Source organism: Novacetimonas sp. GS1 (assembly GCF_036686925.1).
Taxonomy (GTDB): Bacteria; Pseudomonadota; Alphaproteobacteria; order Acetobacterales; family Acetobacteraceae; genus Novacetimonas; species Novacetimonas hansenii.
The window spans coordinates 2,066,762-2,080,716 of record NZ_VSZP01000001.1 but is presented as its reverse complement, the minus strand read 5'-3'; the positions used below and the strand labels follow the sequence as shown (position 1 = coordinate 2,080,716).

The 13,955-nt window shown below is 50.8% G+C and carries 13 protein-coding genes; 7 read left to right on the top strand and 6 right to left on the bottom strand.

Going from position 1 to position 13,955, the window contains the following annotated elements; genetic code table 11:
* The first annotated feature begins 42 nt into the window (after window positions 1–42).
* Entirely contained in the window at window positions 43–1,257 is a 1,215-nt protein-coding gene (locus FYB92_RS09425; protein WP_332828528.1) for a cation:proton antiporter, read from the top strand.
* On the opposite strand, the gene FYB92_RS09420 is transcribed toward FYB92_RS09425, so the two are convergent.
* From FYB92_RS09420 to FYB92_RS09395, 6 genes are all read right to left on the bottom strand, one after another.
* Window positions 1,208–2,581 carry a DUF4910 domain-containing protein gene (locus FYB92_RS09420; RefSeq protein ID WP_332828527.1) on the bottom strand — a complete coding sequence of 458 codons (1,374 nt, stop codon included), beginning with the start codon at window positions 2,579–2,581 and terminating at the stop codon, window positions 1,208–1,210. The two genes, FYB92_RS09425 and FYB92_RS09420, sit on opposite strands and share 50 nt — an antisense overlap.
* A 34-nt stretch (window positions 2,582–2,615) precedes the next feature.
* Window positions 2,616–3,575: a hypothetical protein gene (locus tag FYB92_RS09415; protein WP_332828526.1), complete on the bottom strand. Its 960-nt coding sequence runs from the start codon at window positions 3,573–3,575 to the stop codon at window positions 2,616–2,618.
* A 74-nt stretch (window positions 3,576–3,649) separates the two neighbouring features.
* Window positions 3,650–4,570 carry a hypothetical protein gene (locus FYB92_RS09410; protein ID WP_281649872.1) on the bottom strand — a complete coding sequence of 307 codons (921 nt, stop codon included), beginning with the start codon at window positions 4,568–4,570 and terminating at the stop codon, window positions 3,650–3,652.
* Window positions 4,571–4,622: 52 nt separating this feature from the next.
* Window positions 4,623–5,918 carry a class I SAM-dependent methyltransferase gene (locus FYB92_RS09405; protein ID WP_281649873.1) on the bottom strand — a complete coding sequence of 432 codons (1,296 nt, stop codon included), beginning with the start codon at window positions 5,916–5,918 and terminating at the stop codon, window positions 4,623–4,625.
* Window positions 5,919–5,962: 44 nt separating this feature from the next.
* Window positions 5,963–6,511, bottom strand: coding sequence for a dTDP-4-dehydrorhamnose 3,5-epimerase family protein (locus FYB92_RS09400; RefSeq protein WP_075632004.1), 549 nt, complete (start codon window positions 6,509–6,511; stop codon window positions 5,963–5,965).
* 154 nt (window positions 6,512–6,665) lie between these two features.
* Window positions 6,666–7,406: an SDR family NAD(P)-dependent oxidoreductase gene (locus FYB92_RS09395; protein ID WP_332828525.1), complete on the bottom strand. Its 741-nt coding sequence runs from the start codon at window positions 7,404–7,406 to the stop codon at window positions 6,666–6,668.
* 465 nt (window positions 7,407–7,871) lie between these two features.
* Here FYB92_RS09395 and FYB92_RS09390 point away from each other — a divergent pair, with 465 nt between their 5' ends.
* From FYB92_RS09390 to FYB92_RS09365, 6 genes are all read left to right on the top strand, one after another.
* Complete coding sequence (locus tag FYB92_RS09390) at window positions 7,872–8,909, top strand: NAD(P)-dependent oxidoreductase (RefSeq protein ID WP_281649875.1); 1,038 nt, start codon at window positions 7,872–7,874, stop codon at window positions 8,907–8,909.
* Window positions 8,910–8,958: 49 nt separating this feature from the next.
* Window positions 8,959–9,852: a hypothetical protein gene (locus FYB92_RS09385; RefSeq protein WP_332828524.1), complete on the top strand. Its 894-nt coding sequence runs from the start codon at window positions 8,959–8,961 to the stop codon at window positions 9,850–9,852.
* A gap of 76 nt (window positions 9,853–9,928) precedes the next feature.
* Window positions 9,929–10,693, top strand: a complete 765-nt coding sequence (gene rfbF / locus FYB92_RS09380; protein WP_003619931.1) for a glucose-1-phosphate cytidylyltransferase — start codon at window positions 9,929–9,931, stop codon at window positions 10,691–10,693.
* A 135-nt stretch (window positions 10,694–10,828) separates the two neighbouring features.
* Entirely contained in the window at window positions 10,829–11,269 is a 441-nt protein-coding gene (locus FYB92_RS09375; RefSeq protein WP_332828523.1) for a hypothetical protein, read from the top strand.
* Between the two features lie 81 nt (window positions 11,270–11,350).
* A complete protein-coding gene (locus FYB92_RS09370; protein WP_247066357.1) occupies window positions 11,351–13,093 on the top strand; it encodes a copper resistance system multicopper oxidase in 1,743 nt (580 codons plus the stop codon).
* A 5-nt stretch (window positions 13,094–13,098) separates the two neighbouring features.
* Window positions 13,099–13,899 carry a copper resistance protein B gene (locus tag FYB92_RS09365; RefSeq protein ID WP_117129712.1) on the top strand — a complete coding sequence of 267 codons (801 nt, stop codon included), beginning with the start codon at window positions 13,099–13,101 and terminating at the stop codon, window positions 13,897–13,899.
* Window positions 13,900–13,955 lie beyond the last annotated feature (56 nt).

The following is a 13,955-nucleotide window of genomic DNA, read 5'->3' as shown; positions in this document are numbered from 1 at the left end:
TATATAATGTCATTCGCATAAATTAAAAATAAAGAGAACGATATGGATCAACTTCTTCATTTTTTTGCGGACGTACTCCTGTTCGTTTTTATTCCTTCACTATTATGGCGTTGGTCACAGAAAACCATACCGATTGTCGTAATTCCGATATTGGTGGGGATCGTGATTGCGGTCACGAAATATCCCGTGGGAACATGGGGTATCCCATCGCAATATGGGGAAGATGTCGGGTGGATTGCCGTCCTTGTACTGGCATTTACGGCCGGGCTGGATATGTGGCAGTTCTCCGACGGGGTTGACCCGAACCAGAACTTTACCGCTCCCTCTATGGGACGCCTGTTAGGCAGTGCGCTTGTCGCCCTAGGGATTCCGTTCTGTATCGGCTCCGTGCTGATCTATTTTTATTTCCTCCCATTGCATGGCTGGGAAACCCCGCATGGTAGTTCCACGATTGGTGCCATGTCCATTGGGCTATGCCTTGCGGTCAGTGCGTTACCCGTACTGATCGGGGTTGTGCGCGAACTTTCCCCCGCCGAACGTCCGATGGGGCATCTGGCGTTACGGCTGGCGATTGTTGATGATGCGGCCCTGTGGATCGGGCTGGCATGCCTGCAATTCGCGGCCGAAGGGCCTGGTGCCTTTCATGGGTGGCATATCACACAATTCATTGCCGTGGCTGTGCTTGGCGGACTGGCACTCATCAGCAGTACCGCCGCGTACCGCCTGCCACATCCCCCGTTATGGGCCATATGGGCGGCAGTTCCCCTATGGCTGGCAAGTGGTGCATGGGCCAGCATGCAGATCGGGTTGCATGAATTAATCGGCGCCTATTTTGCAGGGGCGATCATGCCCCCCAAATGGGTCCGTCGCCTGCCTGTGGAACGGGTGGGGACGTTTTCCCTGCTCTGGCTTGCGCCCATGTTTTTTGGCCATAGCGGAATGCACATCAATGGGGAGGCGCTGACATGGCCGTCCGTTATTGCCTCACTGCTGCTGGTGGTCATTTCCATTACGACCAAGATGGGGGCCGTCGTCCTTTATCCGCCATCACCCGATATGTCGCGCCAGCAGGCACTTGGCATGGGGGCCCTCTTGCAATGCAAGGGGCTGATGGAAATCGTTGCCGCCACCATCTTGCACAACAAGGGCATGATATCTGAATTCGCATATGCATCGTTAATGGTGCTTGCGGTCACATCCACGACCCTTACTGGACCGATGTTCCGTCTGGTGACACGCTGGAGGCGGCCGGCATAGGGACTGACTGCGCTGGTTCACGCGCAATCAGTTTTGCAAGCACCAGCGCCTCTGCCGCTGCTGCCACAGCGGGAAAGGGTTTACCTGAACGTTGGGCGATATCCATCAGGGAATGCGTCCCATCGGCAAGGTTCAGAACCCAGAGCAGGGTCATCTGGTCAAAGGCAGGACGGGAGGAGGCATCGCCATCCCCACCACCAATCGCCTTGTAAAGCCCCCTGCGCCCCAGTTGCGGTTCGCCGTAGGGCGCAAGGCTGTGCGGATAAAAATCCGTCTCCATCATGGATATAAGGTCCATGATGAAACCGAAGGAGGCGTATAACCCTTCGGGGGTTACGAAATCCAGGTTATCGGCGGATGTATGATACTGTTCGAACTGCCCGTTGGGAGAACGCATGAGGCATCCCACCGGCAGATTGAACCCGGGCGAACAATATTGCCGTTCATCATAGCCATATGGTTCGAATGGCACGACCTTCCCACCCCAGCGTGTCTGCACCAGATAAGCTGCATATCGATCGACCGGGGCGTTCCCCTGACGTGACTGTTTATAAGTCGGCTTCCCCGCATCCCCCAGGCAGCTCATAACCAGGCCATGGCGGATACGGCCAATCCTGTCACCATTCCGGGCCAGCCATGTTATTGAGCCTATGGTCCCCGGAATGAAGACAAAGCGGTAAGACAGGCGCCGATGAGCAGTTTCCTGCAACGCACGGATTACCTCGACCGCTATTGCAATGGACGATGCATTGTCATTCGCAAGGGCGGGATGACAGCAGTGAATTGAAAACAGGACTTCATCAGCCTCATCACCTGCCGTCATAGTCGCGGGAATGACAACTTCACCATAACTGAGGTGCCCGGGGCCAAGTTCAGTCCGGATCTCCACATCATATTCATCATCCGTCAACTGTGCATATTGATAGGCGGAAAGGCAAAATCCCCAGTCCTTTTTGTAATAGGATGTCCGATAAGGGATAAGGTCGGGCTGATCCGACAGCCAGTACAGATGCTTTTCCAGATCCTTACGTGAAACACGTGCGCATACCGGAATACTATATTGCATCAGATGAAGATTACACCATGCCCAGTCAATCACCACTTCGCCAGTTGTACGACGAAGGGTCGCGCCATAGACATTCCATTCATCTGGCACAGTCCAATCCAGCACTTTAGTACCGGACTGGATATGGTAGATGGAAAAATTTTTAACTCTCGTAGCGATATATCCCAGTGTCTTTCTTATTCCCCTGCCGGTTATACTGCGAAAAATAGGGAATATATCTTTGACATGGTTATAAAGTATATCAGGGAGGTTCTCCATTGGGACGATATACCTTTCTATCGGGAAAATATCCTCAATGTGGAATAAAGGTTCCGATTGCAGACCCAATAACCTTTCCAGGTCCTTGCATGACACCCATTTTTCCAGTAACTCCCCATGTATTAAATGGAAACTGTACTATATTATACTCACTATGTGATGAAATCCATGCATCTGCTGTCGGTTTCCCGTTATATCCATTGACCATCACAAATGACCCCGGCGTCATGAATAATTGTGCAGCCACCATGTTGGGTAACGCCCGCAGTTCAATCACCGGCTGGTCAGATGGGCCGGTTTCAATATGTCCGTCAAATTCGACAAGGGCAGACAGGATCGCCGTTTTGCTGTTATAATCCCAGTGCCCCCCAAGCCAGTCCATTTCAAACCCACCTTCATCATCAATACCCAGTTGGTTATTAAAAACACCCACGTCAACAAAAGTCATGCGTTCCCCAGCATCTTCCGCACCATTTACGGTATAGATTCCAACTTTATTATTAAATATTTGTATGTGTGAGAGACCAAATCCATAGGAATGGTTGGAAAAAGTGATTGCGCGTCGGAAACCTGAAATTGACATACTTTCCAATGTCATTGCCGCTGCAAGAATATTGTTATGATGCACACTGTTAAAGACAATACCATCCACATTTTCATTACCAATAAGGCGTATACCCTTAATATAATGAACGAATGTTCCATAATCCGGGGTTGTCTCGCTATCAGTACTGACCGTAATTGCCGCGTCACCTGCCGGCAGGGCAGATGCGTCAATCCGCCCATCCTGTAACGTAACACGCAGTGGATTGATCAGGATACCATGGGGAAGGTGCGCGGTACGTCCCCCAAGATTAAGAACACATGTACCATGTCCCGCGTAACAGGACTGCAGCGCGGCGGGCAGGTCTCTGGCAATATCAATACTGGCAGGGGCGGTGGCGGCTACAATATTTCGTGGAAGAACAGCCAACCCAACCAAAAGCAGGGCCATGATTGTCCGTGAAACATATCGCATCCCCAGACCCTTCCTCTTAAGAATATTAGAATTGTTATTTTTTATTTTAATTAAGGAAATACCTTTCCCATGATCCCCGCAGGCAGCATTCGTATGCGGTGCCACAACGCCAAGAAAAGCGGGAAGATATAGGTACTGACAGGAAAACGACGAAGCCTTTTTCCAAAAATACTCTTCGGAACAAAAAATTTCTCAGGTCGCCCTTCATATCGGATCGTACTTGCAATGTAGCGTTCCCGATCCAGAACAGGATGAACAACTTCGTTTTCCAAGAGCATATGAGTATCTTCTTCAAGATATGCCGGTTCATGGCTATAACGTCGAACATCTAGATATTTTGACAGCTCAGTATAATGATACCCTGCCAATCTGGTTTCAATCGGAATAAACGCTTCACAATGTGGCCAATATTTCAGGGATCCTGATCTGAACTGTTCCGATAACGCCAGCCTGCGTTGATAAAGAAGACTTACGGCCCTCCTGGAGAAAATACCTATCTGCAGGAATGTCTTCGTCAGATCCCGTTCCCTATAAAGATCACTGCAGGAACGGTAAAAATACCATTCCCTGAATATGTCTTTTGAGGTCAATCCGACAAGGTCACTTCCATCGCGACATATATTTTCCATCAGGCGATCAAAATTTATGTTTCCACGGACATCATATTCAAACAATATATAGTAATCATATTTATCATATCGATCGGCAAAAAAATATAATGCATAATCTACATTATACCACATGGGGTTTACCTTGACCCCAAACTCTAATCCCTGATCACGAAAATCTGCTTCATGGAAAATAACAACAGGAAAATTGTCCGGGATACGACATTTTCCTGATGTATTATTGGCAACAATGAATAAGTCGCCATTTCCGATCATTGATCGAAGACGAAGAAACTGGCGTTCGACAAAGCTGTCCCATACATGAGTACGAAACAGGATCGCATATTTAGGTGTACGAACCACCTTTGAATTCCCTGATATGGTTTAGATATATATGTCAACGGACATTCATCAGTCATAATATTTCTATGCCCGGTATCGAGGTTACAAATTTTCCACCCCATTCACGAATATACGACATGGTATCAATGATTTCGTTTTTCAGATTCCATGGAAGGATCAAGACAAAATCAGGCTTCTTTTCGCGGATTGCATCCGGGGCAAGGACCGGAATGCGCGTGCCAGGCAACAGCATATTCTGTTTATGTGGACTGGCATCGACCGTAAAGGAAAGCAATTCTGGCCCAACGCCACAATAATTTAAAAGCGTATTCCCTTTGGCCGGCGCACCATACCCAACAACAACTTTTCCATTGTGATGAGCATCAATAAGAAACTGAAGAATATTGCATTTTATATTCACAACAGATTTTGAAAATTGATCATATGTATCAAGGGATTCAAGGCCGAATTCACGTTCTTCCATACAAAGTGCATTGACGGCAGGATTTTCCTGTAATGTCGTATTTTCTTCATGCGTCGCATAAACCCGCAAGGATCCCCCATGCGTAGGAAGCTGCTCGACATCGAAAACACGCAATCCATGATTAAATAGTGCGCGACGGATAACCAGCAAAGAGATATAGGAAAAATGTTCATGATAAATGGTATCGAACTGATATTCCTGCATCAATTTCAATAGGTGCGGAAATTCAAATGTTATCACTCCTCCGGGCGCAAGAAGAATTTTGAACCCTTCAAGAAAATCATGAAGGTCAGGGACATGCGCAACAACATTATTGGCCACCATCAAGTCAGCCGCATATCCTGCTCCTTTCAACCGCATTGCAGTCTGTACGCCAAAAAAAGCGACTTCAGTGGGGATACCTTTTGCAATTGCAATTTCTGCTACATTCGCGGCGGGTTCTATTCCCAGGCTTCTAATTCCAGCATCCTTCACATATTGCAAAAGATATCCATCATTACTTGCAATTTCCACGACCAAAGATTCAGTATTTAGCGAGAAACGCGCCCTTTGCTGTGCGACATATCTCTTTGCATGCTGGAGCCAACTGGCGGAATATGACGAAAAGTAGATATAATCCCCAAAAATGGATTGAGGGGATTCAAATTCAGACAATTGTACCAGGAAACATTTTTCACATACAAACGCATGGAGAGGGTAGAATGCCTCCATTGTATTCTGCAGCTCAGGTTTGATAAATGAATTCGCCAGTGGCGAAAGCCCTAGATCAGCAACACTCCGCCGGAGAGGGGTAGCACATAAACGGCATGCCCCCGTCGATGAGTAGGGAATACTCGAATGAACATGAACACGATTATGGGGGGCGGAATGGGTTAAATTGTCCATGGTGATGATCCATTATACCGAGTGACGGGGAGGGATGTAGTATTTCAGGGAATCGTTGCATTTTTTGTTTCATAACAAGGCCAATTCAGGTCTTTTTCTGAAATATAAGTGACTGGTCGTGGCCATGAAATCCCAAGTCTCGGATCGTTATATCTGACACCTGATGCATGACTTTGCATATATATGCTTGACATGGCATATAATACCTCAACATCATCATTGAGTGTCATGAACCCATGGGCACAACCTGGCGGAATATAAACCATTTCATTACTAGAAAAACTCAGATAAAAACTTTCATATAACAGATATGTAGGTGAATCAGGACGAAGGTCACATATAACGTCATATATCTCCCCCCGCAGACAATGCACCAATTTAGCTTCTGCATAGGGTGGCCGCTGAAAATGGAGTCCTCGTAATGTACCTGCATAGGATGTGCGTGAAATACTTGTCTGTATAAAATCGCACGATATCCCATTTTCCACCAAGCAACCCTGATCGAATATACGTCCAAATGATCCCCGTTCGTCGCAATGACGGGGGAGAGTGATTTTCTGGACACCAAATATTTTGGTCGGTTCAAAAATCATCTTCTTCTGATCACGCTTATGGCATTTTCCAAAGTACAACAGCATACCCCAGGATGCGTGCTAAAGAGTGCCCCAGAGAGAAAGTTTCCTGTTTTAAAAAATATTATTTATAAACCATCATAATATGCGCATATATACAGAATCTTCGTCTTTTTTAATCCCTTGGCAGATCTGGTGGACGGATCACGATATCCGTGATTTCCGCGCTTCGTGGTACAGAAAGGCATCCTAAGATGACATCCGCAATGTCCTTTGGCTGAAGAAGCGGGATCCTCATATCCGACCGACCTTCATGACGCAAAACCTCGGATTGCATTGGGGTTGCTGTCCGGCCAGGATAGACATTCAGTATGCGGATGCCGCGCCCGCGGCTCTCTTCGCGAAAGCGTGAAACCCCCTGTTTCAGAGCTTGCTTGCTTGCTGCATACGCATCCATCGAAACACGCTCGCCTAACGATGCTGTCGAATTAAGAAATACCACCTGTCCACCCGCCGTTTCCAAGGCAGGCAATAATAGATTTGAAAGACATAGCGGGGCATCGACATTTACATGATGAAGTAAAATATTCATATCATTGGAGATCTCGGAAATGAGCCCCCCATGGAACATTCCAGCAGAATGGATGAGGACATCAAGTGACTCGATATTGCGTATAAGGGCAGGAAGAGCATCTTCATCCGTAATATCAATGGGACAGACAGTCGTAACATCTTTCCCAAGTTGATCTGCCAACAGATTCAGCAGAATACTTTTCCGCCCCACCAGAATAACATGATAACCGGCATGGCATAAAGCAGAGGCAACCGCACGGCCAATACCACTCCCCGCCCCAGTTACAAGGGCCTTTCCATGATGCGGACACCTGGAAGGCACAAATATATTTTCAGATTCCATGGGGTCATCATTCCCTGTCCCAGAGTTCACCTTGAAACAAGATACCGGCAATAAAAAATAATATATTCCTGATAATTTTGAAATTTATAGATTTATTTTCTTCGTATTTATAACGTTCTTACGCTCCCAAGCCTCCTATAGAACGTTGTCGAACTGACACGGTTTCTTTAATTCTGCATATATGCGCAAAAAACCAGATATCTGACAGGTTTGAAACATTGTATAGGTTCATTTGAAATTTGTTTTATAGAACATAAAACCCGATCGAAGAAATGACGTTCGTCGTCGTAGATCAAGACAGAATAGACGATAAAGGGAACATGCGCACAAAAACCGTCATCCGAGGATGATGTGGCACATATGTGCCGATGTATGGAATGTCCTAAAATTTTGGGAACATTTTTCGCATGGCTGCAATATCCGTAACCTGAGACAGTTTACCTCCCTCTGGAGCATAAGAAAAATATGCGCATACTCATTGTGGGAAATATGGGCTATGTCGGTCCAGTCGTCATACGACATCTGCGGGATCGATTCCCGACGGCGATACTTGTGGGATATGACAGTTGCCTGTTTGGCCAATGCCTGACCACATCCGGTCCGTTCCCGGAAATTATGCTTGATGCGCAATATTTTGGGGATGTACGCGATATTCCTGCTCCTTTCCTGAATGGAACGGATGCAGTCGTGCATCTGGCCGCCATTTCAAACGATCCAATGGGATCGCGATTTGAGGAAGTAACTGACCAGATCAACCGTGGCGGCAGCCTGCATCTGGCCCAAATGGCCGCCCGTGCTGGCGTGCAGCACTTCGCGTTTGCCTCCAGTTGCAGTGTATATGGCGTAGCGGGTGGCCTGCCACGCAAGGAAAGTGATCCGGTCGAACCCCTGACCGCCTATGCCCGCTCGAAAATAGAGACTGAACGTGCCTTGATGCACATGGATGCAGGTGAAATGGCCATTACCTGCCTGCGTTTTGCAACGGCCTGTGGTTTCTCAGATCGCCTACGACTTGATCTCGTAGTAAATGATTTTGTCGCCAGCGCCCTGACCTGTGGGGATATCACTGTCCTGAGCGATGGAACGCCCTGGCGTCCGCTGATCCATGTGCGGGATATGGCACGCGCGCTCGAATGGGCGATAACACGCAAAGGGGAACGGCATCTTGTGGTCAATGCAGGCAGTAATGCCTGGAACCATACTGTCCGTAACCTTGCCGAGGCCGTGGCACAGCATCTGCCAGGCACCTCGGTGCGTATTAACACCGAGGCCCCGCCAGACCGACGTTCTTACAAGGTTGATTTTTCCTTTTTCCAGAATATTGCACCTGATTTCGTTCCGAGGGTCAGCCTGTCGGAGACCATCGCCGAACTCATTTCAGGTCTGCGGGGCATTGGCTTTTCCGACCGCAATTTTCGCAATTCCTCCCTGATACGCCTGCATGCGCTGAAGAACATGATGGATGCAGGATATCTGGGACAGGACCTGAGATGGGTCAGATGACCCCAAGGCAGGTCATCATCAGCCAGCATGCGGCAGCAGGATAGAATCCATGACCATTTTCCAACCGACATTCGCCACGTTCTGGGGCAGTGAAACCATTTCGGCATATGAGGCTGCCTGCCTCAATTCCTATGTGGCGCATGGGTATACCTTCACCGTCTATAGTTACGAAGCGGTCAAGAACCTCCCTGCGGGTGTGATAAATGGTGATGCGCGCGACATTACCGATCCGGCCAACATGATGCGTTTCCTGATTAGGGGAAAGCCGAACCTCAGCCATTTTTCCGACCTGTTCCGCTATGAACTGTCGCGCCGGACTGATCACATATGGGTCGATGCGGACATGCTCATGCTGCGCCGCATCGACCTGCCGCGATGGGACATGCTCCTTGCCAAAGAAGACCCGACTTCGGTGTGTGGCGCGATCATGCGCCTGGAACGCAATCATCCCAAACTTGATCATCTGGTCCATGAAACGCTGGCGTTGCGGGATCGCGATCTGGTCTGGGGGGCGACAGGCCCGCGTCTGCTGACATCGTTGTTCGGAAAACAGGTGATCATGCAGGAATCCTATGCCCCGCAATATTTCTTTCCCATCCATTTCCGGGAAGCATGGAAGATCCTCCTGCCGCAATACCGGCAGGAATGCGAAAAACTGTGCGCATCCGCCTATACGCTTCATCTGTGGAATGACCAGATGGTGCGCATCGGCATATGGAAACGCTTTGCCCCGCCACGCGGCTCATTTCTGGCGGAGTGTTTCGCAGCCACGAACGGGCTTGATTTCTTTGAGGATTTCTACCCTCTCCAGGTCATGGAACACATGGTCTCCAACTGGAGGTTCCGTTGTGAGGGAGGGGAGATCGGCATGGGACAATGGCTTCGCCGGGGCCTGCCGAGTGTTGGCGTGACCGTGCGCCGCCGATTGAACCTGCCGACATGAACACACATGCGACAAAAGGTGTGCAACGTCACAGGCTGTCAAATTTTACCTGAGACCTGAATGGAGAGCAGTGATCATGAAAGCCGTTATCCTGTCCGGTGGTTATGGAACACGCCTGATGGAGGAAACCGACAGCAGGCCAAAACCTATGGTTGAAATTGGGGGACGTCCCATCCTGTGGCACATCATGAAAATCTATTCCCATGCGGGGATCAATGATTTTGTGATTCCCCTTGGCTACAAGGCAGAGATGATCAAGCAGTATTTTGCCAATTACCATCTCCTGTCATCGGATATCACGGTTGATATGCAAAACGATACTATTGTCACCCTGAAACGCAGTGCCGAACCATGGCGTGTAACGTTGGTGGATACCGGGCTTGATACCATGACGGGTGGTCGTCTGCGACGCCTGCAACCCTATCTGCAGGATGAAGCGTTTTGCATGACATATGGCGATGGGGTCGCCGAAATAGATGTGCGCACGACGGTTGCATTCCATCACAGCCACGGCCGTGTTGCAACCGTCACGGCGGTCAAGCCCCCGGCGCGTTTTGGCACACTGGAAATCGTCAATGGATGCGTCGAAGCCTTCCGTGAAAAGCCCATCGAACCCGGTTATGTAAATGGTGGCTTTTTCGTGCTGTCACCTTCGGTCTTTGGGTATCTGGAAGATGATGAAACCGTTTTCGAACGCACCCCGCTGGAGCGCCTGGCCAGCGATGGGCAGTTGATGGCGCTCAAACATGATGCATTCTGGCATTCCATGGATACCCTGCGTGACAAGCGTCATCTGGAACATCTATGGGAAACACGCAACGCACCCTGGCGCATGTGGTAAACATAATGCGGATGCACATATCTGACGTGCATATACGAAAGGAGGGGTGGACATGGGCACCCGGCGACATGCTATGATGCCGATTGTCCCACCGGGGCATGTCAAAGAAGTCCTGTGGATGGCAGGGAAACGGGTGTGAACGCGATCGGCGCAAAAAAGTGGCGGTATATGGTGGCCTGCCTGTTCTTTCAGGTCGGGATACTGCTGTCTGTCGTGCCGGTATATGCTGCACCCAGCCCCACTGGTATCGAGGGGATGCCTGATACACACGCCCGGGATACAAACGCCCCGGCCACATATGCGACCCCGGCGATGGCGGCAATGCCAGGCGTCCATCAATCCTCCCCCCAATACCATCATCACCAGCCGTGCGACACACACCAATCCTGCAAACATGGCGATGCAGGATGCTGCCTGTCGGGTCCAGCCTGCATGACCGGTTGGGCGGTGACACCAGGTTTTGTGCCACTGATGCAGGCACGTGCAGACACAGTGACCTTTGGCAGCCGTTATGCCATTGGTGCAGGCGGGGTGGCATCCGCCCCCGCACTTCCACCCCCCAGAAAAACGGTCTGATCCCTTCCTGACCGTTTCGGAACCGGACTTCCCGCATGGGAAGACACGGTACCGTCCATATTTTCTGGCGGATATCTATCCATGACACTTGTATCGCATGCGAAAGGCGGGGCGTTGACGCGTCGTCGTTTCGTAACCGGCGCAGGCATATGGGGCGCGCTTGTGACCGCAGGCACAAGCCCCCATGCCCGTGCGCAATCCCCCATGACGGGGCAACCTGCCGCCACGCCGTCCACCCGCTTTGACCTGGGCATTGAACGCCTGCACGCCAACATGACAGGACACCGCGTCCGTGCCGTGGGGGTCAATGGTTCCATCCCGGCCCCGATCCTGCGCTGGCGACAGGGGGACACTGTTGAACTCAATGTCACGAACCACCTGCATGAAGACAGTTCCATCCACTGGCACGGCATCCGCCTGCCTGCCGCCATGGATGGCGTGCCGGGGCTGAGCTTTGCCGGCATCCCCCCGGGCGAGACATTCACCTACCGCTTTCGCCTGCACCAGAGTGGCACCTACTGGTATCATAGCCATTCCGGCTTTCAGGAGCAGCAGGGCATGTATGGGGCGATCATCATCGACCCCAGACATGGGGAAACCCATCATTATGACCGTGAATATGTGATGGTTCTGTCCGACTGGACAGACGTGGCCCCAGCAGACATCGTCTCCAACCTCAAATTCGACAGCGACTATTACAATTTCCGCCAGCGCACGGTGGGAACCCTGTTCCATGACATGCGCCACAAGGGCATATCGGCAACGTTGCATGACCGTCTGCAATGGGGCGGGATGAACATGGCGCCGACCGACATCCTTGATGTGTCAGGTATCATCTATACCTACCTTCTGAACGGGCACTCGCCACAGGCCAACTGGACGGGCCTGTTCGGGCCGGGAGAACGCATACGACTGCGTTTCATCAACGCTTCGTCCATGACGTTGTTTGATATCCGCATCCCAGGGCTGGAGATGACGGTCATACAGGCCGATGGCAACGAAGTCGAACCTGTAACAATAGATGAATTCCGCATCGGTACGGCGGAAACCTATGACGTTCTGGTCACACCACGCGGGTCAGGTCCATACACCATCTTCGCACAGGCCGAAGACCGGACCGGATATGCACGTGGTACGCTTGCGACCCGTGCAGGAGTTTCTGGGCCGATCCCCCCGATGGACCCACGCCCACTGCGCACCATGACGGACATGGGGATGGGGAATATGGACATGCATACCCCATCTTCGCCTAAGTCCAAGGAAATGGAAGGCATGGACATGTCGCACATGACGCATGATATGCCCGCCCATGCCACCCCACGCCTGCGCCCTGGTGTGGAAGTACAGAGCATCGCCATGATGCCCATCAACCGCCTGGCAGAAGCCGGGGATGGGCTGGATCATAATGGCCGCCGCGTCCTGACCTATGCCGATCTGCGCGCGACCATCGCAGGCGCGGACCCCAGACCACCATCGCGTGAGATCACATTGCATCTGACGGGCAATATGCAGCGCTTCATATGGGGGTTCGACGGTAAAAAATTCTCCGAAGCGGACGCAATCCGCCTCACGCTGGGCGAACGGGTCAGGTTCATCGTGATCAATGACACGATGATGGAACATCCGATCCACCTGCATGGATTCTGGAGTGAACTGGAAAACGGGCAGGGGGAGTACCGTCCCTATAAACATACGATCATCGTCAAGCCAGGCGAGAGACTGAGCTACCTTGTCACCGTCGATGAACCAGGGATGTGGGCCTATCACTGTCATCTGCTCTATCATATGGAACTGGGCATGTTCCGCACGGTCATCGTGTCATGAAACACATGTTCATCATTGCCACGATATTACCATGTATCCCCGTCTCCTCCCTTCATGCACAGGCCGTCACCCCGATGGCACAGGCCCACACCATGAAAAATAGTGGCGTGCAGAAAAAAGGGCTGTCTTCTGCCCCTGTTGCCTATGTCAACGCAATGCCACCGGTCATGGATCATAATCTCTATGCCCATGCCCTGCTTGATGAGTTCGAGGCACGCTATAACGCCAATGGGGGACAGTTCCGATATGACGGACAGGCGTGGGTCGGCACGGATTACAACAAGCTGTGGCTGAAATCCGAAGGTACGGTGGGGACGAACGGAAGGTTTGGCGACGGCGATCATGAAATTCTGTATGATCGTGCCATCTCGCGCTATTTCGATGTCCAGACCGGGGTTCGGATGGATATCGACAATGGTCCCACCCGCGCATGGGGTGCGGTCGGGATAGAAGGGCTGGCGCTTTATTTCTTTGACGTGGAAGCGACCGCTTATTTCAGCGATCGTGGCGCAGCCGGCCGCCTGCAGGGATCATATGACCTGTTGCTGACCAACCGCCTGATCCTTCAACCTCAGGTCGAACTTAATTTCTACTCACAATCCGATCCGGGTCGGGCGAACGGACGGGGCCTGTCTGATATCGATACAGGATTGAGGCTGCGTTATGAATGGCATCGCAAACTCGCCCCCTATATTGGCGTCACCTATAGCGGCACATTCAATCAGGCCACAACGTTGGCACGGGCGCGTGGCGAACATGACCTGCATGACCTGAATTTCACATTCGGGCTACGGACATGGTTCTGAAGGCAGGGCAGGGCCGGTTCCCCCAAGATATGAAAAAATATTCCTGTATAAATAAG

What these genes read in the sequence shown, in the direction of transcription:
- FYB92_RS09425 (WP_332828528.1), top strand. Translation starts at nt 43, where the DNA reads ATGGATCAACTTCTTCATTTTTTTGCGGACGTACTCCTGTTCGTTTTT.
- FYB92_RS09365 (WP_117129712.1), top strand. Translation starts at nt 13,099, where the DNA reads ATGTTCATCATTGCCACGATATTACCATGTATCCCCGTCTCCTCCCTT.
- FYB92_RS09385 (WP_332828524.1), top strand. Translation starts at nt 8,959, where the DNA reads ATGACCATTTTCCAACCGACATTCGCCACGTTCTGGGGCAGTGAAACC.
- FYB92_RS09390 (WP_281649875.1), top strand. Translation starts at nt 7,872, where the DNA reads ATGCGCATACTCATTGTGGGAAATATGGGCTATGTCGGTCCAGTCGTC.
- FYB92_RS09395 (WP_332828525.1), bottom strand. Translation starts at nt 7,406, where the DNA reads ATGGAATCTGAAAATATATTTGTGCCTTCCAGGTGTCCGCATCATGGA.
- FYB92_RS09415 (WP_332828526.1), bottom strand. Translation starts at nt 3,575, where the DNA reads ATGGCCCTGCTTTTGGTTGGGTTGGCTGTTCTTCCACGAAATATTGTA.
- FYB92_RS09405 (WP_281649873.1), bottom strand. Translation starts at nt 5,918, where the DNA reads ATGGACAATTTAACCCATTCCGCCCCCCATAATCGTGTTCATGTTCAT.
- FYB92_RS09400 (WP_075632004.1), bottom strand. Translation starts at nt 6,511, where the DNA reads ATGATTTTTGAACCGACCAAAATATTTGGTGTCCAGAAAATCACTCTC.
- FYB92_RS09420 (WP_332828527.1), bottom strand. Translation starts at nt 2,581, where the DNA reads ATGGAGAACCTCCCTGATATACTTTATAACCATGTCAAAGATATATTC.
- FYB92_RS09370 (WP_247066357.1), top strand. Translation starts at nt 11,351, where the DNA reads ATGACACTTGTATCGCATGCGAAAGGCGGGGCGTTGACGCGTCGTCGT.
- rfbF (WP_003619931.1), top strand. Translation starts at nt 9,929, where the DNA reads ATGAAAGCCGTTATCCTGTCCGGTGGTTATGGAACACGCCTGATGGAG.